The 25,221-nt window shown below is 70.1% G+C and carries 14 protein-coding genes; 11 read left to right on the top strand and 3 right to left on the bottom strand.

From position 1 onward, the window contains the following. Nucleotides 1-12: 12 nt before the first annotated feature. Nucleotides 13-924: a FecR family protein gene (locus tag ACPRTJ_RS21150; protein ID WP_196932333.1), complete on the top strand. Its 912-nt coding sequence runs from the start codon at nucleotides 13-15 to the stop codon at nucleotides 922-924. Here ACPRTJ_RS21150 and ACPRTJ_RS21155 read toward each other — a convergent pair. Together ACPRTJ_RS21155 and ACPRTJ_RS21160 are read right to left on the bottom strand one after the other, a co-directional pair. Further along, on the bottom strand, nucleotides 917-1,528 hold the full coding sequence (locus ACPRTJ_RS21155; RefSeq protein WP_043860349.1) for a PulJ/GspJ family protein: 612 nt from the start codon (nucleotides 1,526-1,528) through the stop codon (nucleotides 917-919). The two genes, ACPRTJ_RS21150 and ACPRTJ_RS21155, sit on opposite strands and share 8 nt — an antisense overlap. Then, entirely contained in the window at nucleotides 1,525-1,968 is a 444-nt protein-coding gene (locus ACPRTJ_RS21160; RefSeq protein WP_104573029.1) for a GspH/FimT family pseudopilin, read from the bottom strand. Before ACPRTJ_RS21160 ends, ACPRTJ_RS21155 begins: the two co-directional genes overlap by 4 nt. A gap of 118 nt (nucleotides 1,969-2,086) precedes the next feature. Here ACPRTJ_RS21160 and ACPRTJ_RS21165 point away from each other — a divergent pair, with 118 nt between their 5' ends. Continuing rightward, the gene (locus ACPRTJ_RS21165; RefSeq protein ID WP_426427260.1) at nucleotides 2,087-2,518 is read left to right on the top strand and encodes a type II secretion system protein N; all 432 of its coding nucleotides are present in this window, start codon (nucleotides 2,087-2,089) and stop codon (nucleotides 2,516-2,518) included. Here the strand turns inward: ACPRTJ_RS21165 and gspI are convergent. Then, on the bottom strand, nucleotides 2,505-2,888 hold the full coding sequence (gene gspI, locus ACPRTJ_RS21170; protein WP_043860346.1) for a type II secretion system minor pseudopilin GspI: 384 nt from the start codon (nucleotides 2,886-2,888) through the stop codon (nucleotides 2,505-2,507). The two genes, ACPRTJ_RS21165 and gspI, sit on opposite strands and share 14 nt — an antisense overlap. Nucleotides 2,889-3,027: 139 nt before the next feature. Between gspI and gspG the strand changes: the two genes are divergently transcribed. The 9 genes from gspG (at nucleotide 3,028) to ACPRTJ_RS21215 (ending at nucleotide 25,176) form a co-directional block, all read left to right on the top strand. Continuing rightward, nucleotides 3,028-3,471 (top strand): type II secretion system major pseudopilin GspG, encoded by a 444-nt coding sequence (gene gspG / locus ACPRTJ_RS21175; protein WP_054916090.1) that lies wholly within the window; start codon nucleotides 3,028-3,030, stop codon nucleotides 3,469-3,471. Between the two features lie 35 nt (nucleotides 3,472-3,506). Then, nucleotides 3,507-4,439: a type II secretion system minor pseudopilin GspK gene (gene gspK, locus ACPRTJ_RS21180; protein ID WP_426427261.1), complete on the top strand. Its 933-nt coding sequence runs from the start codon at nucleotides 3,507-3,509 to the stop codon at nucleotides 4,437-4,439. Then, nucleotides 4,436-5,383: a type II secretion system protein GspL gene (gspL, locus tag ACPRTJ_RS21185; protein WP_104573031.1), complete on the top strand. Its 948-nt coding sequence runs from the start codon at nucleotides 4,436-4,438 to the stop codon at nucleotides 5,381-5,383. The genes gspK and gspL overlap by 4 nt, the downstream gene beginning before the upstream one ends. Next, the gene (gspM, locus tag ACPRTJ_RS21190; protein WP_104573128.1) at nucleotides 5,373-5,891 is read left to right on the top strand and encodes a type II secretion system protein GspM; all 519 of its coding nucleotides are present in this window, start codon (nucleotides 5,373-5,375) and stop codon (nucleotides 5,889-5,891) included. Before gspL ends, gspM begins: the two co-directional genes overlap by 11 nt. Further along, a complete protein-coding gene (gene gspD, locus ACPRTJ_RS21195; RefSeq protein WP_058541160.1) occupies nucleotides 5,888-8,239 on the top strand; it encodes a type II secretion system secretin GspD in 2,352 nt (783 codons plus the stop codon). Before gspM ends, gspD begins: the two co-directional genes overlap by 4 nt. Next, the gene (gene gspE / locus ACPRTJ_RS21200; RefSeq protein WP_058541159.1) at nucleotides 8,236-9,654 is read left to right on the top strand and encodes a type II secretion system ATPase GspE; all 1,419 of its coding nucleotides are present in this window, start codon (nucleotides 8,236-8,238) and stop codon (nucleotides 9,652-9,654) included. Before gspD ends, gspE begins: the two co-directional genes overlap by 4 nt. Beyond that, on the top strand, nucleotides 9,654-10,859 hold the full coding sequence (gene gspF / locus ACPRTJ_RS21205) for a type II secretion system inner membrane protein GspF (RefSeq protein WP_054916085.1): 1,206 nt from the start codon (nucleotides 9,654-9,656) through the stop codon (nucleotides 10,857-10,859). The genes gspE and gspF overlap by 1 nt, the downstream gene beginning before the upstream one ends. A 336-nt stretch (nucleotides 10,860-11,195) precedes the next feature. Next, on the top strand, nucleotides 11,196-12,338 hold the full coding sequence (locus tag ACPRTJ_RS21210) for a substrate-binding domain-containing protein (RefSeq protein WP_043860338.1): 1,143 nt from the start codon (nucleotides 11,196-11,198) through the stop codon (nucleotides 12,336-12,338). A 205-nt stretch (nucleotides 12,339-12,543) separates the two neighbouring features. Beyond that, on the top strand, nucleotides 12,544-25,176 hold the full coding sequence (locus tag ACPRTJ_RS21215) for a filamentous haemagglutinin family protein (RefSeq protein WP_426427262.1): 12,633 nt from the start codon (nucleotides 12,544-12,546) through the stop codon (nucleotides 25,174-25,176). Nucleotides 25,177-25,221 lie beyond the last annotated feature (45 nt).

Below are 25,221 nucleotides of genomic sequence, written 5' to 3' on the forward strand. Positions count from 1 at the left end.
GCCCCTCAGACCATGACACCCCAGACTTCGGCTGAACCCAGCCTGCACAGCCAGGCCCAGGACTGGTTGCTGCTGCTTACCTCCGGGCGCGCCACCGTCGCCGACGCACGCGCCCTGCGCCAGTGGTGCGCACAGAGCCCGGCGCACGCCCAGGCCTTCGAGCAGGCCCGCCAGCTGTGGCAGCAGCTGGAGCCGGCGGCGCGCCAGGCCGAGCGCGTGGTGCCCCTGCGTACCCTGGGGCGCCGCGCGTTCCTGGGTGGCGCGCTGGCGGCCTCGGCAGCCTTCGTGCTGCTGCGCAGCAACCTGGTGGACGGGCTCGGCACGCCAGCGGCAGACTTTCACACCGGCGTTGGCGAGCAGCGTCGCATCGACCTGACCCAGGGCATCGCGCTGGAGCTCAACACCCAGACCCGCATCAACCGCAGCGGCGAAGCGATCGCCCTGCTCGAAGGCGAGGTCGAGGTGCTGGCCCAGGCCCCGGTGCAGGTGCAGGCCGGGCAGGCCTGGGTGTCGGCCCAGGCCGGGCGCTTCAATGTGCGCCACACCGATTCGGCCGTGTGCGTCACCTGCCTGCAGGGCCAGGTGCAGATTCTCTGGCAGGGCCGCAGCTTGCCCGTGCCCGCCGGCCAGCAGCTGCGTTACGACGCCCGCAGCGCCGGCAGCGCGCAGCCGTTCGATGCCGAACAGGTAATGGCCTGGCGCGAGCAGCGGCTGGTGTTCCATGACGCGCCGCTGAGCCAGGTGATCGACGAAATCAACCGCTACCGCCCCGGCATGCTGGTGCTGCTCAACCCCAGCCTGGGACGACGCAAGGTGCAGGCGCGCTTCAGCCTGGCGCAACTGCCAGGGGTGGCGCAGCTGATCCGCGACGCCTACGGCGCACGCTGCACCGAACTGCCCGGTGGCGTGGTGCTGCTCAGTTGAGCGGCCCCAGTACCTGGCGGTAACGCTGCGGGCCCTGCGCGCTCTGGCGCAGCAGTTCGATCTCGAGCCCCGGCGGATTGTCCCGGGCCTCGCCGGTCAGGTGCCGCCAGCCCTTGCCCGGCTCCCACACCCGCAGGTTGAATTCAGCCACATCCTCCAGTACCGCCACCCGGCCGGCAGGCGCCGGTAGCGGGAAGCGATCGCGTGCCGGCGCCGCGGCGCGGTACAGCGTGCCACCCTGCAACCACCAGCGCACGCGCATCAGGCCGTCGTCGGCGGCGCTGCTGCGAATCAGCTCCAGGCGCGCCGGGCGCCCGTCGCTGGCCTGCACCCGCACCGCAGGCAGCGGTTTTTCGCTGGGCGGGTCCATGCCCGCCAGCACCGGCTCGACCAGTTCGCTGCTGGCACGCAACGCCAGGTCGCGCTCCAGCTGGTTGAACACCCGCAGCAGGGCGCGGGCCTGTTCGGTGCTGTCCTTGACGTGGCGGTCGGCGCGGCTGACGCTGTCCAGCCCGCGCCAGGCCACCAGGCTGACGATGGCCATCAACAGGATCGCCACCATCACCTCGATCAGGGTGAACCCGCCTTGCGGGTGGCGCCTCATGGCTGGTGCACCTCGACGCGGCCGGCGGCATCGCGGCGCACCTCGATCTGCTGCTGGCCGCTGACCAGGCGCAGGGTCAGCGGCTCGCCGATCCATTCCGGGTCGATGCGCACGGCCCGCTGCGGGGTGCGCTGCACCGTCACCGGCGCGGCCTGCCAGGGGCGCGGGCGCAGCAGCGGGTCGCCGTCCAGCGCCGCGCCGGCCCGCACAAAACGGTAGCCGTCGCGGTCGGCCTGCCAGACCAGGGCGCGGCCATCGGCCTGCACCTCGCTCTGGGCCACCAGCAGCAATTGCGCCAGGCGCTCGGCGTCTTCGCGCAGCGCCCTGGCCGGGTCGGGGCGGATGTTCAGGCTGATGGCGGCGCTGGCGATGCCGACGATCACCAGCACCACCATCAGTTCGATCAGGGTAAAGCCCTGTTGTGGATGGCTGCATTGCATGGGGCGATGCCTCCTTGGCTGGTGACAGCGTGCACGGCGAAGATGATCGTCGTGTGAAACAAAAGCGTGAGAATCGGCGCGTATGCTCGGGCCAGGAACCACACGGAGACCGTTCCCCATGGCACTAGCATTCAAACCCGTGGCTGCCCCGCAACTGGTCCAGGGCGCGGCGCTGCTCGCGGCGCTGGCCGGGCTCGCGACCTGGGCCACGTTGCTCTGGACGCCCACCCCCCAACCGGTGCCGGCTGCCATGGAGCAGACCCTATCGGCACCCCCGGCCGCCGCCGGGCAGTGGTTCGCCAACCTGCCGGCGCAGGTCGACATCAGCCTCAGCGGGCTGCTGGCCGGCAGTGCCGGTGCAGTGGCCATCGTCTCGCTCAACGGCGGCGCGCCACAGGCCGTGCGGGTGGGCGAGCAACTGGCGCAGGGGGTGCAACTGGTGGCCATAGAAGCCGATGCGCTGGTGATCGAACGCGCCGGGGAGCGCAGCCGCATCGGCATCGCCCGACTGCCCGAAGGCCCTGCGCTGCCGCGCCTCATTCGCCCCTAGGCGCCTGGCCCAGCCAGCTCTCCAGGCGCGCCAGCGGCGGGCCTTCACGGTCACGCTCGAACACCTCCAGGCGCACCTGCAGCAGCCCACCGGGGCGGCTGTCGACCTGCTGCTCGCAGCGCAGGCGCAGGCGCCCCTGGTCGCACTCCAAGCGGCGCAGGCCCGGGGTTGCCTGGCCTTCCAGGCGCAGTTCGGCAAGGCGCGCCTGGGCCGAGAGCAGGGCCAGCGACTTGTCGCGCAGCAGGCCATTGCCCTGGGTCATCAGCCCGGCCGCGCGCACTGCAGCGGCCATCGCCACGGCCACGATGGCCAGCGCCACCAGCACTTCGATCAGGGTAAAACCGGCCTGTTGCGGGCGGCGTCTGCGCATGGGCATCTCGGTGTGGGCAAAGCTGCATCCTAGGGGGTCTGTCTGACCGATTGGCGACCGGAACTCCCGAGGATTTTCAATACCACTGACATATGCCCTTGCCACAATCGGCCCCCGAATCCCGCCAAGGAATGCCGAGATGTCGCTTACCTGCCCACGCCGTTCTGCCCCCCGTCGCCAACGCGGTTTCACCCTGATCGAGATCATGGTGGTGGTGGTCATCCTCGGGATCCTGGCAGCGATGGTGGTGCCCAAGGTGCTCGACCGCCCCGACCAGGCGCGTGCCACCGCCGCCCGCCAGGACATCGCCGGGCTGATGCAGGCGCTCAAGCTCTACCGCCTGGACAACGGCAGCTACCCCAGCGCCGCCCAGGGCCTCAAGGTACTGGTGGAAAAACCCGCCTCGGCCAAGCCCGGCACCTGGCGCGCCTACCTGGAGCGCCTGCCCAACGACCCCTGGGGCCGCCCCTACCACTACCTCAACCCCGGTGCCAACGGCGAGATCGACGTGTTCTCGCTGGGCGCCGATGGCGAGCCTGACGGCGACGGCGTGAACGCCGATATCGGCTCCTGGCAGCTGTAGGCGCCGTGATGAGACCGTCCGCGCAGCAACGCGGAATGGCGATCATCAGTGCCTTGCTGATAGCCGCCGTGGTGGCGGTGATCGCAGCGGGCATGATCAGCCGCCAGAGCGTATTCACCCGTGAGCTGGAAAGCCTGCAGCAGCTTGCCCAGGGGCAGGGCGTGCTGCAGGCGGGCCTGGCCTGGAGCCGTGAGGTACTGGCCGAGCAGCGCCGCGTCGACCCGCTGGTACGCCTCGACCAGGGCTGGGCGCGCCCCATCGCCGGCCTGCCGGTGGGCGAGCACGGCGCGGTGTTTCAGGGCCGGCTGGAAGACGAGCAGGGCAAGTTCAACCTGCGCAACCTGGTGGTCGAGGAGCAACCCGACGCGCAGGCCCTGGCCACCTTCGAGCGCCTGTGTGCACTGATCGGCCTGGCCGCGCCGGTGGCGCAGGCGATCGCGGCGCGGGTGATCGACGGCTACCCGAACCGGCAGGCGCCCGTGGCCGAGGCGGTGCACGGCTTCGACAGTGGCCGCGCAACCGCGCCGGGTGCCGCTTCGCGCCCGGTGCCGGCACGCCGGCCGATGCTGCGCAGCCTCGACCAGCTGGCCGTGCCGGGGCTGGATGCCGAAGGGCTGGCGCGCCTGCGCCGAGTGGCCACGGTGCTGCCGGCCAACACCTGGATCAATGGCAACACCGCGTCGGCCGAGGTGCTGGCGGCGCAGGTGCCGGGCTTGAGCGTAGACAAGGCGCGCCAGCTGATCGCCGAGCGCGACGGCGGGCGCTGGTTCGTCAACCGCGGGGATTTCGTCAACCGCCTGCAGATGCCCCACGTGGTGCTCGAAAGCGTGCCGGTGGGCATTACCAGCGACTGGTTCCGCCTGCACGGCGTGTCCCGCAGCGGCTCGCGCGAGGTGCGCCTGGAGGCGCTGCTGCTGCGCGGGCAGGCGCCCCTGGCACAGGTTGTCTGGGCACGGGTGGGCGCATGAAGGCACAACTGCACATGGCATTGCCGCGGCTGGCGGCGCTTGAGGACGGGGCGCGGGTCGGCTATCGGCAACTGGACCGCCAGGGCCGGACCGAGGCCGAGGGCGAGGCGGCGCAGGCGCAGCTCAAGAGCCTGGCGCGGGGCCGCGAGGTGCTGGCGTGGCTGCACCCGGACGACAGCCTGTGCACCGAGCTGGTACTGCCGCCGTTGCCGGCGGCGCGCCTGGGGGCGGCGGTGCAGTGCGCGGCGCAGGGCCTGATACTGGGCGATGTGCGCGCCGTGCATATCGCCCACGGGCCACGGGCAGCGGACGGGAAGGTGGCGGTGGCATGGCTGGGGCAGGCGGCATTGCAGGGCCTGGCGCAGTGGCTGTCGAATGCCGGCCTCAAACCCCGGGGCCTGTACCCGACCCCGGCAAGGGCCGGCGCATGCCCGGTGGCGAGCCTGCACAGCGGCCTGCGCGCCCCTGGCGCCGCACAGCACGGCTGGCCACGGGCACTCGCCCTGTGCGCCAGCGCCGCCATGATCTGGACCCTGGGCCTGAACCTCTACGCCGCGCGGCTGGCCGACACCGGCCAGCAACTGCGCCAGCACATGCACCAGCAGGTACGCGCTGCCTACCCGCAGTTGCAGGTGATCCTCAACCCGCTGCAACAGGTACGCCAGCAGCTCGCCGCCGGCGACAATGGCGCGGTCGCACCCTTCAACCACCTGCTGCAGGCCGCCGGCAGCGCCATGCCGTTTCTGGCCGGCGCAGTCGAGCAACTGACCTACCACGACGGCGTGCTCGACCTGCAGCCACTGCCCGGCGCCGCACGGCCCCCGGCCGACAACGCCTGGCAAACCCGGCTGGCGGCACAGGGCATCGAGGCCAGCAGCAGCGACCACGGCTGGACCCTGCGCCCGGCGACCGCCACGGGCGAGGAGGTGGCCAATGTTGAGTAAGGCACGGCACCCCCTGCGCCGCCTGCGCCCCTGGTGGCACGGCCTGAGTGCGCGCGAGCGCCGCGCCGTGGCCCTGACCGCACTGCTGCTGGGCACCACGCTGTGGTGGCTGGTGCTGGTGCAGCCGGCACTGGCGCGCATCGCCCACTGGGAGGCCGAAACGCCCAGGCTGCGCAGCCAGGCGCAAACCCTCGACGGCCTGCTCGCCCACGCCCCCTCACTGCCGGGCGCCGCGCAACAGGCGCCGGCCCTGCGCCAGAGCCTGGAGCACGCCGGGCTCAGCGGCCATTACCAGCTTCAGGCGGTGGAGGGCGGCTGGCAGCTCGATCTTGCCCAGGCCCCCGCCGAGGCCGCCACCGCCTGGCTGCTGCAGGCCCCCGCACAACTGGGCCTGACGGTGGTGCACAGCCGCCTGCAACGCGACCCGCTGGCCGACCCCTCGGCCACGGCGTCGTTCTCCGGAATCGTTCGCTTGGACCAGGCGCAAGGCGCTAAGGAATCGTCATGATGTGCACCCAACTGCCGCGCCGACTGGCCGGCCTGGCTCCCCTGGTACTGGCACTGGCCCTGGCCGGTTGCAGCCAGCAGCCTGCGCAGCCACTGGCCAGCAGCGAGCTGGGCCGACCGCTGGCCAACGTGCAGCCCGGGCCGACCAGCCTGGAACGCCACGGCCTGCAGGCGCGGGTCGAGCCACAGCGCCCGACCCCGCGTGCCCCCGCCCACCGCGCCAGGCCCCACAGCGATGGCAGCGCCAGTGCCGCACCGGGCAACCCGCTGGGCGACCAGCCGGTGCAGCTGAACTTCGTCGACGCCGACATCCAGGCCGTGGTGCGCGCCCTGTCGCGGGCCACCGGGCGCCAGTTTCTGGTCGACCCGCGGGTCAAGGGCCAGCTGACCCTGGTGTCCGAAGGCGAGGTGCCGGCCACACGTGCCTACGCCATGCTGCTGGCAGCCCTGCGCATGCAGGGCTTCAGCGTGGTCGACGTGGGCGGGGTCAGCCAGGTGGTGCCCGAGGCCGACGCCAAGCTGCTGGGCGGGCCGATCAACAGCAAGGATGCCGGCACCGGCATGCTCACCCGCACCTTCCGCCTGCAATACGAGAACGCGGTCAACGTGATCCCGGTGCTGCGCCCCATCGTGTCGCCCAACAACCCGATCAACGCCTACCCCGGCAACAACACCGTGGTGGTCACCGACTATGCTGAGAACCTCGAGCGTGTGGCCCGGCTGCTCGACAGCATCGACATCCCCAGCGCCATCGACACCGACGTGGTGGCGATCCAGAACGGCATCGCCAGCGACATCGCGGCCATGGTCTCGGAGCTGCTCGAAACCCAGGGCAACGATCCCACCCAGAAGATCAGCGTGATCGGCGACCCACGCTCCAACAGCGTGGTGATCCGCGCCGGCAGCCCCGAGCGCACGCAACTGGCCCGCGACCTGATCTACAAGCTCGACAACGCACAGAACAACCCCAGCAACCTGCACGTGGTGTACCTGCGCAACGCCCAGGCCGGCAAGCTGGCCCAGGCCCTGCGCGGGCTGCTCACCGGCGAGAGCGACAGTAGCAGCGGTGACGACGCCCGCGCCAGGCTCAGCGGCGGTGGCCTGCTGGCAGGCAAGCAGAACGGCAGCGGCGCGGCGGCGAACACCGCGCAGACCACCAGCGCCACCCCGCCAGCCGCCACCTACGGGGCCAGCCTCGGCCAGGCCGGCAACGCCTATGGCAACGGTTCGCAGGGCAGCGAGCAGAACACCGCGTTTTCCGCCGGCGGGGTGACCATCCAGGCCGACGCCACCACCAACACCCTGCTGATTTCGGCACCCGACCCGCTGTACCGCAACCTGCGCGAGGTGATCGACCTGCTCGACCAGCGCCGCGCCCAGGTGGTGATCGAAAGCCTGATCGTCGAGGTCAGCGAAGACGACGCCAACGAATTCGGCATCCAGTGGCAGGCCGGCAACCTGGGCAAGAACGGCGTGTTCGGCGGCGCCAACCTGGGCGGTGCCGGGTTCAATCGCGGTGCCAGGAACAGCATCGACGCGCTGCCCCCCGGCCTGAGCGTGGGCGTGGTGGACGGCACGGTGAACATCCCCGGCATCGGCGAGGTGCTCGACCTCAAGGTGCTGGCCCGCGCCCTGACCAGCAAGGGCGGCAGCAACGTGTTGTCCACGCCCAACCTGCTGACCCTGGACAACGAGGCGGCGAGCATCTTCGTCGGCCAGACCATCCCCTTTGTCAGCGGCCAGTACGTCACCGATGGCGGCGGCACCAGCAACAACCCGTTCCAGACCATCCAGCGCGAAGAGGTGGGGCTCAAGCTCAACGTGCGCCCGCAGATCTCCGAAGGCGGCACGGTCAAGCTCGACATCTACCAGGAGGTCAGCAGCGTCGACGAACGCGCCTCCAGTGCCGCCGGCACGGTCACCAACAAGCGCGCCATCGACACCAGCATCCTGCTCGACGACGGCCAGATCATGGTGCTCGGCGGCCTGCTGCAGGACGGCTACACCCAGGCCAACGACGGCATTCCGTTTCTTTCCAGCCTGCCGGGGGTGGGCGTGCTGTTTCGCAACGAGCGCCGCGCCACCAGCAAGACCAACCTGATGGTGTTCCTGCGCCCCTACATCATTCGCGATGCCGAGGTGGGGCGCAGCATCACCCTCAACCGCTACGATTTCATCCGCCGTGCCCAGGGCGGGCTCAAGCCGGCCCATTCCTGGGCACTGCCGGACGCGCAGATGCCGCTGCTGCCCAGCGCCGAGCAGGGCGTACCGCGCGCGGGCGCGGCCATCGGCACCCCGCGTGCGGCGATCCGCGCCGTGCCGCTGGATGAAGTCGGGGTTGCCCGGTGAGCCGCCTGCCGTACGCCTGGGCCAAGGCCCAGCGTGTGGTGCTGCTGGCCGGCGAGCACGCCGCGCCGCTGCGCCTGTGCCCCTCGACCCCGGCCTGGGCGTTGGGCGAGGTGCGCCGCCAGTTCGGCGAGCAGGCCGCCGAGCAGGTCAGCGAAGACGAGCTCGACCGCCTGCTGACCAGCGCCTACAGCGACAACGGCGGCGCCGCAGCGGCGGTCGGCGCGGCCGAGAACGATGTCGACCTCGACCGCCTGATGCAGGACATGCCCGAGATCACCGACCTGCTCGACACCCAGGACGGCGCGCCGGTGATCCGCATGATCAACGCGCTGCTGACCCAGGCTGCCGGCGACGAGGCCAGCGACATCCACATCGAACCCTTCGAGACCCACTCGGTGGTGCGCTACCGGGTCGACGGCACCCTGCGCGACGTGGTCTCGCCGCGCAAGGCGCTGCACGCGGCGCTGGTGTCGCGGATCAAGATCATGGCACAGCTGGACATCGCCGAAAAACGCCTGCCCCAGGACGGGCGCATCGCCCTGCGCGTGGCTGGCCGGCCCATCGATATCCGTGTGTCCACCGTGCCCACCGGGCATGGCGAGCGGGTGGTGATGCGCCTGCTGGACAAGCAGGCCGGGCGTCTGCAACTGGAAACCCTGGGCATGGCCCCGGCGCTGCTGGCCCGCCTGGACGTGCTGATTCGCCAGCCGCACGGCATCGTGCTGGTCACCGGCCCCACCGGCAGCGGCAAGACCACCAGCCTGTACGCGGCGCTGGCGCGGCTCGATGCCAGCGTCAGCAACATCCTCACCGTCGAGGACCCGGTGGAGTACGACCTGCCGGGTATCAGCCAGATCCAGGTGAATGCGCGCATCGACATGACCTTTGCCGTGGCCCTGCGCGCGATCCTGCGCCAGGACCCGGACATCATCATGATCGGCGAGATCCGCGACCTGGAGACTGCGCAGATCGCGGTGCAGGCCTCGCTCACCGGGCACCTGGTGCTGGCCACGCTGCACACCAACGACGCCGTGTCGGCGGTCAACCGCCTGCTCGACATGGGCGTGGAACCCTTTCTGCTGGCCTCGGCGCTGCTCGGCGTGCTGGCCCAGCGCCTGGTACGGCGGCTGTGCCCGCACTGCCGTCAGCCCGACCCGAATGCCCCCGGCCAGTTTCGCCCCCATGGCTGCGCCAACTGCAACCACACCGGCTACAGCGGGCGTACCGGGATCCACGAGCTGTTCTGCATCGATGACCCGATTCGCGGCCTGATCCACCAGGGCGCCGACGAACAGGCCCTGCGCGCCGCAGCGCGCCAGGCCGGCATGCTGAGCATGCGCGAGGACGGCCAGCGCTGGGTCGACAGCGGCAGTACCGCCGTGGAAGAAATCCTGCGTGTGACCCGGGACGCCTGATGAGCCGATACCGTTATGAAGCCGCCGATGCCCAGGGGCGCATCAGCCGTGGCCAGCTGGAGGCCGACAGCCCGGCGGCGGTGATCGGGCAATTGCGCGGGCTGGGCCTGAGCGCCTTGCAGGTCGAGCCGGAGCCTGCCGCCAGTGCCGGCGGCGGGTTGTTCGCCAGCAAGCTGTCGGATGCGGACCTGGCCTGGACCACGCGCCAGCTGGCCAGCCTGCTGGCCGCCGGGCTGCCGCTGGAGGGCGCCCTGAGCGCGACCCTGGAGCAGGCCGAACGCAAGCACATCGCCCAGGTGCTGGGCGCGGTGCGCGGCGACGTGCGCAGCGGCATGCGCCTGGCCGACGCACTGGCGGCGCGCCCGCGGGACTTTCCCGAGATCTACCGCGCACTGATCGCGGCGGGGGAGGAGTCCGGCGACCTGGCCCAGGTGATGGAGCGCCTGGCCGACTACATCGAAGACCGCAACACCCTGCGCGGCAAGATCCTCACCGCGTTCATCTACCCCGGCGTGGTCGGGCTGGTGTCGATCGGCATCGTGATCTTTCTGCTCAGCTACGTGGTGCCGCAGGTGGTCAGCGCCTTCACCCAGGCGCGCCAGGACCTGCCGGGGCTGACCCTGGCGATGCTCAACGCCAGCGACTTCATCCGGGCCTGGGGCTGGCTGTGTTTCATCGTGCTGGTGGCCGGGGCATGGGGCTGGCGTGTGTACCTGCGCGGCGCGTCGGCACGCCTGGCCTGGCACAGCCGGGTGCTGCGCCTGCCGTTGCTGGGGCGCTTCGTGCTGGGCCTGAACACCGCACGCTTCGCCTCGACCCTGGCGATTCTGGGCAGTGCCGGGGTGCCGTTGCTGCGGGCCCTGGAGGCGGCGCGCCAGACCCTGGCCAACGACCGCCTCGACCAGTGCGTGAGCGAGGCCACGGCGCGGGTGCGCGAAGGCGTGGGGCTGGCGTCGGCGCTGGCGGTGGAGAAGGTGTTCCCGCCCTTGCTGATCCACCTGATCGCCAGCGGCGAGAAGACCGGCAACCTGCCGCCGATGCTCGACCGCGCGGCGCAGAGCCTGGCCAAGGACATCGAGCGCCGAGCGATGGGCATGACCGCATTGCTGGAGCCGCTGATGATCGTGGTGATGGGTGCGGTGGTGCTGCTGATCGTGATGGCGGTGCTGCTGCCGATCATCGAGATCAACCAGCTGGTGCAGTGATTTTATTTGGGGGGGTGGGCAACACCCGAGTGGGTTGCCGGGGAATCCGGGACCTCGAGGGGCCGCCCTATCGGTGGTGAAGCCATCGCGGGTCAAGCCCGCCCCCACACTGACCTGTGTGGGAGCGGGCTTGACCCGCGATGAGGCCACCCGAAACACCCGAGAAATTACCCGCCAAGCTCCCGATGTTTTTTCCTCTGACTGTCACCGCGCACTGCCAACCTAAGCCTCGTGGATCGGCCAGCAAGCCCTCTGGATCAAGGCGCTGCGCCACGCCACCGTGACATGCAAGCGCGACTCACCTCAACGTACGAACACGACGAAAGGAGCTTCTTCATGTTTAAGCGCACTATGATCGCAGCCTCGCTGGCTGTTGCCGCACTGGCTTCGGCTCAATCGATGGCAGCGGTTGTCGGTGGCGGTGCCACCCTGCCACAAGGCCTGTACACCACCCCAGGCGTACTGGGCGCCGGTTTCGACACCTACACCGGTGTTGGCAGCGGTAAAGGCAAGTCGGCTTTCCTGTTCAACCGTGCCGCCGATATCAACAAGCCCGCCGGTGTGACCGTCGATTTCGCAGGCAGCGACTCGATCCTTTCCGATGCGGAAATCAACACCTACAACCTGGACCACAACAGCGCCGGCAACGACGTCGCCAACAAGTGGGGCCCGCTGATCCAGGTTCCGTCGGCAGCCACCTCGGTCACCATCCCGTACAACCTCAAGCTGGCCAACGGCACTGCCGTCAACGACCTGAACCTGACCAGCGCCCAGCTGTGCGGGATCTTCTCGGGTTCGATCAGCAACTGGAACCAGATCGACGCCAGCTACCCGAACAAGGCCATCAAGGTGTTCTACCGCAGCGGCAGCAGCGGCACCTCCGAGATCTTCACCCGTCACCTGAACAGCCAGTGCCCGACCCAGTTCGGCGTCAGCAGCACCTTCACCACCGCTCAGGTCGGTGCAGAGCCTGCCACGTTCCAGGGTGTTGCCCTGAGCGGCGATATCGTGACCTCGGTGTACGGCACCGAAGACGCCATCGGCTATGTAGGCCCTGAAGACGTGGATGCCACCAACAACGCCAAGGTCGCTCGCGTCAACAACCTGCTGCCAACCGTCGGCAACGTGCAGACTGCACTGGCCAACGCCGCGCCACCGGCCACCGCCGCCGCACGCGCGATTCCGCAGAACTGGGCCCCGGTGCTGGCCAACCCGGCCACCGGCTACTCCATCGTTGCCTACACCAACCTGATCTTCGGTCAGTGCTACAAGGACGCCGCAGACGGCACCGCCGTCGTCGCCTTCCTGAACCGTCATTACGGCGCCACCACCAACAACGATGCGGCCATCATCGCGCAGAAGCTGATCCCGTTGAGCCCAGCCTGGAAAAACGCCGTTCGCCTGCAGTTCGCCAACCAGTCCGGCGCACTGGGCGTGAACAACCTCAGCGTGTGCAACACCCAGGGTCGCCCGGCCTAAGCCGCGCCGACGCCTGTCGCTGTACCCCGTCGGTAACGGCTCGCGCCGTTACCGGCTTTTGCGTTTCAGAACGCCACCGATCACATGAACTTTGCGTGACAAAGGTTCGGTCTGCCGCCCGTGCAACCGCCTATGTCATAGGTCACCGGCCGCACCGGCGTGTGGCATCCCATTACCGCGATGGACCAGAAAAGGATTGATTGCAATGCGCCTTGGCACTGCTGCTTCGCCCTCCCACCGTACCCACCGTCAGGCCGATATGCCCCTGCTGCGGCTCAAGCCGCTGGCCCAGGTGATTGCGCTGCTGGCCCTGGCCGGCAGCGTGCAGGCGGCGCCTGCGGCGTTCAGTTCGGCCTGGTTCGCGGCCAAGGGCAGCGCGCCGCAGGCCGGCGGTACGGGCGGGCAGGGCGGTGCGGTGCAGTTGCCGGGGCTGCCACCGCCGCTGGCCCAGCAGCAGCGTGCCAATGCCCAGTTGCAGCGTTCGCTGCAAAACCTCAACAACACCGTGGCCGCCATCGCCGCGCAACAGGCTGCCCAGGCGGCCGGCCGCGCCGCCGCGCTGGCGGCGCCCTCGAGCATCCACAACGGCCTGGGCGGCAATGGCCTGAACCCGCTGCTCGATGCCAATGGCAAGCCGTTGTTCACCAACGCCGAGGCTCCGGTACAGACGCAGAAGGGCGGCACCACCCAGGTGACGATCAAGCAGACCGCCGACAAGGCGATTCTCAACTGGGAAACCTTCAACGTCGGCCGCGACACCCAGCTGACCTTCCAGCAGGACGCCAACTGGGCACTGCTCAACCGCGTCGGCAACAGCGTCGCGCCCAGCCAGATCCAGGGCACGATCAAGGCCGACGGTACGCTGATGATCGTCAACCGCAATGGCATCGTGTTCAGCGGCAGCAGCCAGATCAACGTGCGCAACCTGACGGCGGCCGCCGCCACCATCAGCGACCAGCAGTTCACCGAGCGCGGCCTGTACGTGGACAGCCTGGGCAGCCAGCCGACCTTCACCGATGCCGCCGGCAAGGTCATGGTCGAGCGCGGCGCGCTGATCCAGACCCACGCCCCGGCCAGCTCCACCCAGGGCGGTGGCTACACCCTGCTGCTGGGCCACGAGGTGGAGAACGCCGGCCAGTTGATCAACGCCAAGGGCCAGGCGACCCTGGCGGCGGGCGATACCTTCTACATCCGCAAGGGCGTCGGCACGGCGGGCAACCCGTACTCCACCACCCGCGGCAACGAGGTAGCCACCACGCTGAAGGCCGGCAGCACGGCCGGCACGGTGAGCAACAGCGGGCTGATCCAGGCCAGCCAGGGCGACATCACCCTGACCGGGCATCAGGTGCGCCAGCAGGGCGTGGCCGTGGCCACCAGCTCGATCGACAACCGCGGCACCATCCACCTGCTCAACGCGGCCAGCGACCGCACCGGCAACGTGACCCTGGCCGCCGGCAGCACCACTGCCATCGTCATCGACGCCAACCCCGGCAGCGCACTGGACAGCCAGCGCGAGGCGGTGCGCAAGGACCTGGGCGGGCAGGTCAACCAGCGCAACGGCGCGTTCGACAACCTCAGCGCGGTGGCCGATGACCGCAGCCTGTCGCGGGTGGAGATCGTCAGTGGCGGCACGGTGGACTTCCAGGGCGGCTCGCTGACCCTGGCCACCGGCGGCCAGGTGGCGGTGAGTGCCGGCCAGCGCAGCCTGCTGCGCGACGGCGCGGTGCTGGACGTGGCGGGCGCGGTCGGGGTCAAGCTGGCCATGGACAGCAACAGCATCAAGGTCAACATCCAGGGCAACGAGCAGCGCGACGCGGCGGGCAACCGCGACAGCGGCGCGCTCAACAGCACCGATGTGTGGGTCGACATCCGCGAGCTGGTGCACGTGGCCGCCGGCACCAACGGCTACGAGGGCGAGCGCTGGTACACCGCCGGCGGCCTGCTGGAAGTGGGCGGCTACCTCGGCACGCGCAGCCACGGGCTGGGCGAGTGGCTGGCCCAGGGCGGCACGGTGAGCTTCACCGGGGGTGACCTGGTGACCCAGGCCGGCTCGCTGGTCAACCTCTCGGGCGGCACGCTGGACGTGGCCACCGGCTACCTCAAGCAGACCTGGCTCAAGGGCGCCGACGGGCGCCTGTACAACCTCTCGCGTGCCCCTGGCGACGTGCTGTACCAGGGCGTGTACAAGGGCTACGAGCAGCACAGCGCACGCTGGGGCCAGACCCGCTACTTCTACAGCCCGCTGATCGCCCCGCGCGAGCGCCTGGAGAACGGCTACACCGTTGGCCGCGATGCCGGGCGGCTGGTGGTCGGCACCGCCAATGCGCAGCTGGGCGGTGAGATCCTGGGCGAAACCTTCAAGGGCGACCACCAGCTGCAGGCCCCGCAGGCCGGCCTCGACGGCTACCGGCAAAGCCAGCTGAGCCAGGCCCGCGGCGCACAGCTGATCGTTGGCGACTACCGGCCCACCGCCACGGGCAGCGTGCTCAACGCCGGCGCGGGCAACCTGCACCAGGTGGTGATCGGCTCGCAGGTGCAGGGCGGCTCACTGACCCTCGACGCCCCGGTCGAGGCCGAGCGCGAAGGCGTCCTGCGCCTGGAGGCCGAGCGCCTGCGCGAGCTTGGCGGCCTGCAGGTGGCCGCGTATGAGAGCATCCGCCTGGAGCAGGCGCTGAACCTGGCCGACGGCGCCGGCCTGAGCCTGCTGGCGCCACAGGTGCAGATAAACGCCGACCTGGTCAGCCACGGCGGCGACCTGCTGCTGGGCAACCTGCAACGCGGCTCGGACAGCCTGCGGGTCGGCAATGCCGGCCTGGCCGCGCGTATCGAGGTGGCCGACGGGGTTCGCGTGGAGGCCAGCGGCCGGCGCCAGGACGGCGTCAATGCGCAGCCCGCCGACCTGTCGGCCTGGCTGGACGGCGGTTCGCTGGCCCTGCGTGGCACCGGCGACATTCGCCTGGGCCAGGGCAGTGTGCTGAGTGTGGAAAGCGGCGCGGCGCGCACCCCCGACGGCAACTGGCGCGGGGGTGCCGGTGGCGACCTGAGCCTGGCCAGCCTGACCTCGGGCGGGGCCGGTGGGCAGTTGCTGCTGGGCGGCGAGCTGCGCGGGTACGGCACCACGGGTGCCGGCACGCTGGCCCTGCGCGGCGACACCGTGAGCATCGGCGCCGACACCCCGGCGGCCAGCCTGAACCTGGGTAGCGATTTCTTCGCCAAGGGCTTTGCCCGCTACGAGGTGGTGGGCAACCAGCGCCTGGAGGTGGCGGCCGACAGCCAGGTGCAGGTGACGCGGCCGGTGTACCGCCTGCGTGGCGATGCCCGTTCGGCGGCCGAGGCGCTGGAGCTGTGGACGCCACCGCAGTATCTGGAGAACGCCGCCAAGGGCGTTCTGACCCAGCGCGCCGGTGCCAGCCTGCTGCTGCAGGCGGGCAGCGAGTTGGACCAGTCGGCCCAGCAGGTGGCGTCACGCTGGCTGCAGGTAGCCAGCGGCAGCCGTATCCAGGTCGATGACGGGCAATCCATCACGTTGCGCAGCCCCGGTGGCCTGCAGGTTGACGGCAGCCTGGTGGCACACGGCGGGCAGATCACCCTGGCTGACACTGTTGTGCAGGAGGCCTTGACCAGTGCGGTGCGGTTCGAGCCGCATCAACGGGCGATCCGGGTCGGCGCCGGGGCGCTGCTCGACGTATCGGCCCGTGCCGTCACCGCCGTGGACGCGCGTGGCGAGCGCTATGGCGAACTGCGCCAGGGCGGCAGTATCGTCATCGGCAGCACCTTCGACCCCAACCTGGGTGGCGCGCTGGCCCCCGACCTGTTCGTGGTGGTCGAGCGCGGCGCTGTACTGGATGCGTCCGGCAGCCAGATGAGCGTCGATGTACCCGGGGTTGGCGCGACTCGGCTGGCCAGCCAAGGCGGCAGCATCAGCCTGAGTTCGATCAATGGCCTGTACGTGGACGGCGAGCTGCGCGCAGCGGCGGGTGGCGCTGGCGTGGCGGGCGGCAGCCTGACCCTTGCGCTGGAGAGCGGTACCTACCCGATCACCCCGGCCTATGCCGAGGCCATCCGCCAGCGCGAGCTGCGTATCAGCCCGCGCGGGGAAGCCTTCGCCAACCAGGCCGGTAAGCTGGAACATGGCCATGGCCACCTCAGCGTGGCCCAGGTGGCGCAGGGCGGGTTCGATGCACTGACGCTGTTCAGTCGCGGCGTGATCAGCTTTACCGACGACGTGACGCTGCAACCGGCGCGCAGCCTGCACCTGTATGCCGGTGCACTGGGGCTGGCCGAAGGGGCTCGCGCCGATACCCGGGTGCGCCTGTCGGCTGCGCATGTGCGTCTGGCCGGGTACACCAGCCTGCCGCCGGCCGGGCCGGGCCTCACCAACAATCAGATCGGTATCGCGCTTTCGTCGCAAGCCGATCAGGCCATGCTGCAGGTGGATGCGGCGCTGATCGACGTACGCAATACCCTGAAGTTCGGCACGGGGGTGAGTGAAGCGCTGAGCATCGATCGACGCGGCTTCCATCAGGTCAGCCTGAACAGCAGCGGCGATCTGCGCCTGCTCAAGACACTGGGCGGTAACGACACGCGGCTGGTGGCGCCGGGCACGCTGACCCTGAGCGCGGCGCAGATCTACCCTGGCACCAATGCCGTGGCAGTGATCAAGGCCGAGCATGTGAAGATTGCGCGCAGCAGCGCGGCCACGCCTGCCCAGCCCTATTCGCTGTTTGGCGCGCTGTCGATACAGGCCGACACCATCGACCAGCAGGGCGTGCTGCGCGCGCCCCTCGGCGCCCTGGTACTGGGCACCGCCAGCACCCGCGAAGTGACCCTGCGCCCTGGCAGCCTGACTTCGGTCAGTGCCGCCGGCCTGGTGATGCCTTATGGCGGCACCGTAGATGGCCTGGTGTACAACTTCGCCGGCCAGTCGCTGAACAGCACGGTGCTGGGCCAGAGCCTGCCCAACGGCTGGCTCAACGTGACCCTGGGCGGTGGCAGCATCGCGGTCCAACCCGGTGCGGTAATCGACCTGTCCGGCGGTGGCGATGTGCGCGGCGCCGGCTTCATCTCCGGGCGCGGCGGCTCCACCGATGCCCGCTATCACCCGCTGGTGCGCAACAACCCCGATGGCAGCTTCAGCCTGCCGGGCCTGGCGGACAACCCGGTGTACGCCATCGTGCCCGGTGTGCAGGCCAGCGTGGCGCCCGAAGCGGTGGCGGGCGAGCCATCGGGTTCGATGCCGTTGGTGGGCCAGCAGATCACCCTGGACGCCGGGATCCCAGGCCTGCCCGCCGGCACCTACACCTTGCTGCCGGCCAGTTATGCGCTGTTGCCGGGGGCCTACCGTGTCGAGGTCAACGGCCAGGCCAGCGTCGGCGCGCCGCAGGCAGGTGCCACGGCGCTGCGCAATGGCTCGTGGGGCCTGACCGGCAAGCGCTCGATCGCCGGCAGCGGGCTGGGCGATGCCCTGTCGCAGCACCTGATACTGACCGGTGCCGACACCTTGCGTCGGTACTCGCAGTACAACGAAACCAGTTTCAGCCAGTTCCTGCTCGACGATGCCGCACGCCTGGGTATCCCGCGTGCCGCGCTGCCCATCGATGCCAAGGGCCTGACCCTGGACCTGGGCCATAACGACACCACGCGGCCCGGCTTCAGCATGCAGGGCGTGCTGTTGAACAAACCGGCGGACAAGGGCCACGGCAGCATCGCCACGGTGCTGTTCGGCGACACCCTGGTGATCCACGGCGACAACGCGCCCGCCACAGCGGGTGCCGGCGAAACCGCCATTGCCGCGTCGCAGCTCAACGCCCTGGGTGCCAGCAGCCTGCGCATCGGCCATGCCGGGCAGCGGGTGTACGGGCAGGGTGGCAACCAGCTGCTGTTCGGTGATGCCAGGGGCACCAGCATCGTGCTCAAGGGTGGCGCGCACCTGAAGGCCGCCGAAGTGCTGATGGTTACCGGGCGCATCGCCGGCGCCATCAACATAGAGCAAGGCGCGAGCATCGATACGCTCGGGCAGGGCGCACCCGCCTACGACAGCCGCGACGGCTACCTCTACAACCCGCACAACAGCAGCCTGCTGATCGTGTCCAATGGCTGGGTCGACGTGCTGGCGCCGCAAGCGCCCAGCGGGACGATCACCGGGCCGGGCAGCATCCTGATCGGCGGCTGCCTGACGCGGTGCAGCGGCCAGACCGAGCTGTATTCCGAAGGCACCATTGCCGCCGCCACCAACAACCGCTTCAGCCTCGACGACCAGGTGCGCTTCGGCACCCGCAACCTGACCCTGGCGGTGGGCGCGATCAACGTCGGCAGTGCGCAAAGCCTGGCCGCTGCCGCTGCGGCGGGCTACCTGCCCAGCGGCCTGACCCTCAACCAGCAGGTGCTCGACCGCCTGCTGCAGGGCGATACCCGCCGTGGCGCGCCGGCCCTGGAAACCTTGACGCTGACCGTGCAGGACAGCCTCAACTTCTTCGGCACCACCGCGCTCGACACCCTCGACCCGGCGACCGGCAAGTCGCGCCTGAGCAACCTGGTGCTGGGCACCCCGGCGATCTACGGGCATGGCGCAGCCACTGACGTGGCCAGCATTCGTACCGGCAACCTGATCTGGAGTGGCGCCACCCAGGCCGCGCCGGCCCTGCTCGGCAACGGTGCCGGCACCGGCAGCGGGCGGCTGCAGATCGAAGCCCGGCGCATCGAACTGGGGTATGGCCCGCAGGCGCAGAGCAGTAGCCAGCCGGCGTTCGAACGCCTGGCGCTGGGCTTCAGCGACGTGGCGCTGCTGGCCAGCGAACGCCTGACTGCCAACCACCGTGGCAGCCTGTCGGTGTATCAGTCACGCGGCGAGTATGTGACCGGTGAAGGCTACCGCTACAGCGGCGGCAACCTGCTGGTGCGCGCCCCGCTGGTGACCGGTGAAGCCGGTTCGGTCAACCAGGTGCGCGTCGGCGGTGCCCTGCAGATGCTCGCGGGGGCGGCGCCGAGCACCGCCGACGCGCAGCTCAAGGCCGGGGCGCTGGGCGCCGAATGGTCGTTCAGCGCGCAGCGCATCGACCTCGACACCCGCGTGGCACTGCCCAGCGGCAAGCTGACCCTCGACAGCCAGGGCGACCTGCGCCTGGGCCAGGCGGCGCAACTGGACCTGGCCGGGCGCAAGGTCAGCCTCAACGACCTGGACAAGTACAGCTGGGGCGGCGACGTGATCCTGCGCAGCCAGCACGGCAACATCCACCAGGCGGCCGGCTCGATCATCGACCTGCACGCCGAACACAACCAGGCCGGCAGCCTGGAGGTGGTGGCGCTGGACGCCAGTGCCGGCCAGGTCGACCTGCAAGGCCGCCTCCTGGGCGCAAGCTCCGGCCACTACGATGCCGGGGGCACCCAGGTGCCCTACGCGGGTGCGGGTTTCACCCTGCGTGCCCAGGGGCTGGCCGGTGACCTGAGCAGTGCCTTCGCCACGCTCAACCAGCGCCTGAACGACGGCGGCGTGCATGGCAGCCGGCGCTTCCAGTTCAAGCAGGGCGACCTGCAGATCGGCAACGGGGTGCGCGCCAACCAGGTGCAGGTGTCGCTGGACAACGGCCATCTGCGTGTCAACGGCCTGATCGATGCCAGCGGCGAGCGTGTCGGCAGCATTCGCCTGGCCGCCGGCAATGGCCTGACCCTGGCCCAGGGCGCGGTGCTCGATGCACATGGCAGCGTGCTGCGCGTGGATAGCTACGGCAAGATCATCGACAGCCCCAACCGGGCCACGGTGGAGCTGAATGCCGGTGCCGGGCAACTGACCCTGGCGCGTGGCGTGCGTATCGACCTGCGCCATGGCACCGACGCACCACTGGGCGGCGGCGCCGGCCAGCACGATGGCCGCGAGCGCGGCACCCTGGCGCTGTATGCGCCGCGGCTGCGGGCCGACGACCCGACCCATGGCGACATCGCCATCGACGCCTCGCAGGCGCTGTCGATTCTTGGTGCGCAGCGCATCGACCTGTTCGCCATGGCGCGCGATCATGCGGCCCCGCAGGGCGTCGACCCGCATGTCAGCGGCAAGCCCTATGTCCAGATCGACCAGGCCTACCTCGACGCACGCCACGCGCAAAGCGTGCAGTTCATCGACAGCGCCCTGGCCAACACGGCGCTGGTCAACGGCAAGCTCGCCGGCCTGGTCAAGGGTTACGCCCAGCAGTTCCACCTGCGCCCGGGGCTTGAAGTGATCACCGACGGCGACCTGGTGGTCAGCGGCGACCTCGACCTGTCGCGCTACCGCTATGCCAGCCTCAACCCCAACGTGCACAAGACCGGCGCGGTGTACGGCTCGGGCGAGGCCGGCAGCCTGAGCCTGCGTGCCGGTGGCGACGTGGAGGTGCTGGGCAGCATCAACGACGGCTTCGCGCCGCCACCCGAGACCCAGGACGACGGCGGCTGGGTGCTGCTGGAAGGGCGCCTGGCCTATGGTGCCCAGGTGGTGGTGCCCAACGGTGGGGTCGAGCTGCACGAGGGCACCGGTTTTCTGGCCGGCCAGGTGCTCAACTACGACCTGCCGATACAGGCGCGCGTGCTGGCCTCGGGCGCTGTGCTGCCAGTGCGTGCAACCCTTTCGGCCGCGATCGAGCTGCCGGCTGGCACCGTGCTCTCGGCGGCGCTCTACAACGCCGACGGCAGCCAGGCACTGGCGGCGGGCACCCGCCTGGAGGCCCCGCTGCGCCTGGAAGCGGGCATGCAACTGGGTGCCGGCACGCGGCTGGTGGTCAACACGCCTGTCACGGCCATGACCTGGCCAAAAGGCGTGGCACTGCCGTCCGATCCGGGCCACCTGCTGAACGGTGGCGCCGATGACCTGGTGCTGCTGGCGGGCAACCTGGTGCTGCAACGCGGCGCGATCATTCCGCCGCGCACCGATATCAAGCTGGGGGGCGTGGGCTCGGTGGCGCTGCGCAGCGAGGGCAAGGGCACCAACTGGGCGGTCGCCAGCATGCTGCCGGCCGGTTCGCAGTCGTGGAACCTACGCGTGGTGGCCGGTGCCGATACCACGGCGGCCGACCCGCGCCTGGCCGACCCGAACGCCAGCGGGCGCCTGCGCCTGGCCGACCACCACGTGGGCATGCTGGCGGTAGGCGCCAGTGCCGGCTGGGTGTGGACCCAGGAAGGCATCGATGGGTTTGGTGTGGACGCCAAGCCCGGCGACCCGATCGACTTCGATGCCATCGGCTACCCCACGCTGTGCGACGAGTTCCCCACCTGGTGCGCCCGGGCACCGGCTGCCGGCGGCGGCCTGGTGTGGACCCAGGAAGGCATCGACGGCTTTGGCGTGGACGCCAGGCCCGGTGACCTGATCGATTTCGACGCCATCGGCTACCCCACGCTGTGCGACGAGTTCCCCACCTGGTGCGCCAGGGCACCGGCCGCCGGCGGTGGCCTGGCCTGGACCCAGGAAGGCATCGACGGGTTTGGCGCAGATGCCAGGCCGGGCGATCTGATCGACTTCGATGCGATTGGCTACCCCACCCTGTGCGATGAGTTCCCCACCTGGTGCGTGATGACCGCGCCGGGCAACACCGAGCACGACACGGTGCCCGGCGGCGCCTCGCGTTACAGCGTGCTGCGTACCGGTACCGGTGACCTGGACCTGATCGCCGCCGGCAACCTGGACATGACCACGCTGTTCGGCGTGTACACCGCCGGTACGGCGACCCCGGTGCCAGCCGCCTATCAACTGGCACGCGGGCAGGCCAATGACGGGCAGGTGCTGCCGGAGTTTCTCGGCGGCTACGAGGCGCTGGTCGATGGCGGCGCGCAGAGCCTGTATCAGGCCTGGTACCCGGAGCAGGGTGGCAACCTGCTGTTGACGGTGGGGGGCAACCTGACGGGCAACTCCCTCAGCCGCGAATATGGCAGCCTGACCCGCCTGGCCTACCAGTTGCCCACTGCACAGGTCGGCAACTGGCTGTGGCGCCAGGGCAGTGGCAACGCGCTGGCGGCAGACGAGCAGATACCCACGGCCTGGTGGATCAACTTTGGCACCTATGTGCGCTACCAGCGCAACAGTGTGGTGGCCGGCTTCACCGGCTTCGGCACCCTGGGCGGGGGCAACCTCGATGTCACGGTGGGCGGGCAGGCCGGCACCCTCGATGTGATCGGCAATACCGCTGACCAGTACCGCACGCAGTGGGACGACAGCGCACGTACCCAGGCCCTGCAGCTGGCAGTGGGCAGCACCGGCCGCGTGGGCCGCGATGGCAGCCTGACGCTGGGCGGTGGCGGCGACCTGAACCTGAAGGTCGGCGGCGCCGTCAACCCGACCCAGGCGGCCCTGGGGCGTGGCGACAACGCCGATGTACTGGGCGTGGCCGCCCATGACCTGCAGGGTACCCTGGTCAACCTGCGCGGCAACCTGCAGGTGTCGGCAGCGGCCCTGGGCGGTATCGACCGTGCCTACGGCGCGCTCGGGATACAGCAGGACAGCCACGAGACCCGCGCGTACGACCCGTTCCAGGCCACCCTGGCCAGCGCCAAAGGCGGCCTGGTGGTGGTGCCCGGCGACGCCACGGTGCAACTGAGCACCCGGGGCGACCTGGTGCTGGGGGCGGCGGCCGACCCGGGCCGTGTGCCCACGCTCAACACCACGCCGTTCGGCACGGCGGCGGGGGGCGGCAACAGCTGGTTCAGCCTGTGGACGGCCAACACTGCCATCGACCTGTTCTCGGCGGGCGGTGACCTGACCCCCAGCACCCAACTGATCGAATTGACCCAGCCGGTCAGCGGTGATGCGCTGTCCGGCCTGGATACCTCGCCCACCGACGGGCGCTTTGTCTACCCGTCGATCCTGCGTGCGGTGGCGGCCTCCGGCAACCTGTACTACGGGAACTCCGCGCAGTACCGGGAGAAGAACCGGCTGCAGGGCGCGAGTGGCTACTCGTTGCTGCTGGCACCTTCGGCCAATGCCCAGTTGCAGCTGGTGGCGCAGGGTTCGATCTACGCCGGTGGCTATGCGATCAACCAGTCCGGCGCCGCACCGTCGGCCCTGGCCACGCCGTTCAACCCGGGTTTCATCGGCAGCTACAACGGCCACAGCGTCAGCAACCAGAGGCCAGACGGGATTGCGGCAGACCTGGAAGCGGGTCGCTTCCCGCTGTTCGCCTTTGGCAGCACCAGCACCGCCAATGCCTACGGGCAGTTGCAGCCGGCGCGCATCTACGCCGTGAGCGGCGACCTGGTGGGGGTGCGCTCGGGCGAGGTCCTGAACTTCGGCAATGCGCGCAATGGGGCCGTCTGGTACGAGGGCGCCGCACCGGTGTGGATGATGGCGGGGCGCGACATCGTGTACAGCGGTACCGGCCTTGGCGAGACCACCTACGTGCCGGCGATGATGTCGGACATCGTCGGTGCGCTGGCGCTGTCCAGCGGCAACCTGTTCGTGCACAACCACGCCACCGATCACTCGCAGGTGGTGGCTGGGCGCGACATCCTGTTCAGTGGCCTGAACGTGGCCGGCCCCGGCACGCTCACCGTTAGTGCCGGGCGTGACCTGCGCCAGGAGGACCGTGCAGCCATCACCAGCCTGGGCGCCATCGTCACCGGCGACAACCGCCCCGGCGCAAGCCTGGTGTTGCAGGCCGGCGTGGGCGCCCAGGGGCCAGGGTATGCGCGCTTTGCCGAGCTGTACCTGAACCCGGCCAACCTTGCCGACAGCAACCAGAGCCTGGCGGCGCAGCCGGGCAAGGTGGCCAAGACCTACGCCGAGGAGTTGCGTCAATGGCTGGCCGAGCGCTACGCCTTCGAGGGCGATGCGGCCCAGGCGCGGGCGCGGTTCGCCAGCCTGCCGGCGACCGAGCAGGCGGTGTTTGCGCGCCAGGTGTACTTTGCCGAGCTGCGTGCCGGCGGCCTGGAGTACAACACCGTGGGTGGGCCGCGCCAGGGCAGCTACCTGCGCGGGCGCAATGCGATCGCGGCGCTGTTCCCCGAGCAGGACGTGGCCGGCAACCCGATCCGCTACGACGGCGACATCCTGATGTTCGGCGGGGCCGGGGTACGTACCCAGGTGGGGGGCGCGATCCAGATGCTCACCCCCGGTGGCCAGCAGGTGTTCGGCGTGGAGGGCGAGGCGCCGCCGGCCGGCGCCGGGGTGATCACCCAGGGCAACGGCGATATCCAGCTGTACGCGCGCCGCAGCATCCTGCTGGGGCAGAGCCGCATCATGACCACCTTTGGCGGGTCGATTCTGGGCTGGTCGGCCGAGGGCGACATCAACGCCGGGCGTGGTTCCAAGACCACGGTGGTCTACACCCCGCCGCGCCGGCTGTACGACACCTGGGGCAACAGCAGCCTGTCGCCCACGGTGCCGAGTACCGGTGCGGGTATCGCCACCCTGGCGCCGGTGGTGGAAGTGCCGCCGGGAGACATCGACCTGATTGCGCCGCTGGGCACCATCGATGCGGGGGAGGCGGGCATCCGGGTGTCGGGCAACGTCAACATTGCCGCGTTGCAGGTGGTGAACGCGGCCAACATCCAGGTGCAGGGTGATGCCAAGGGCATGCCGGTGGTGGCGGCGGTGAACACCGGCGCGATCTCGTCGGCGAGTGCGGCGGCGTCGTCGGCGACCCAGGCCGCCGAAGATGCGGTGCGCCAGCAGCAGGCCGCGGCCCGCCAGCGTCAGCCGTCGGTGATCACCGTGCAGGTGCTGGGGTTTGGTACCGAGCGCCTGGTGCCGGGCAAGGAGGGTGCGAGCCTGGGGCCGCAGTACAACCCGCAGAGCCCGGTGCAGGTGCTGGGGGCCGGGGCGCTGGATGAGCAGGCGCGGGGGCGGTTGACGGAGGAGGAGCGCGGGAATCTGGTGCTGTAGGGTTGCCAGGTTCGGTTCGGGGCGGGTGGGCCGGTCGTTGCTACC

The organism is Pseudomonas palmensis, assembly GCF_049942755.1.
Classification (GTDB): Bacteria; Pseudomonadota; Gammaproteobacteria; order Pseudomonadales; family Pseudomonadaceae; genus Aquipseudomonas; species Aquipseudomonas palmensis.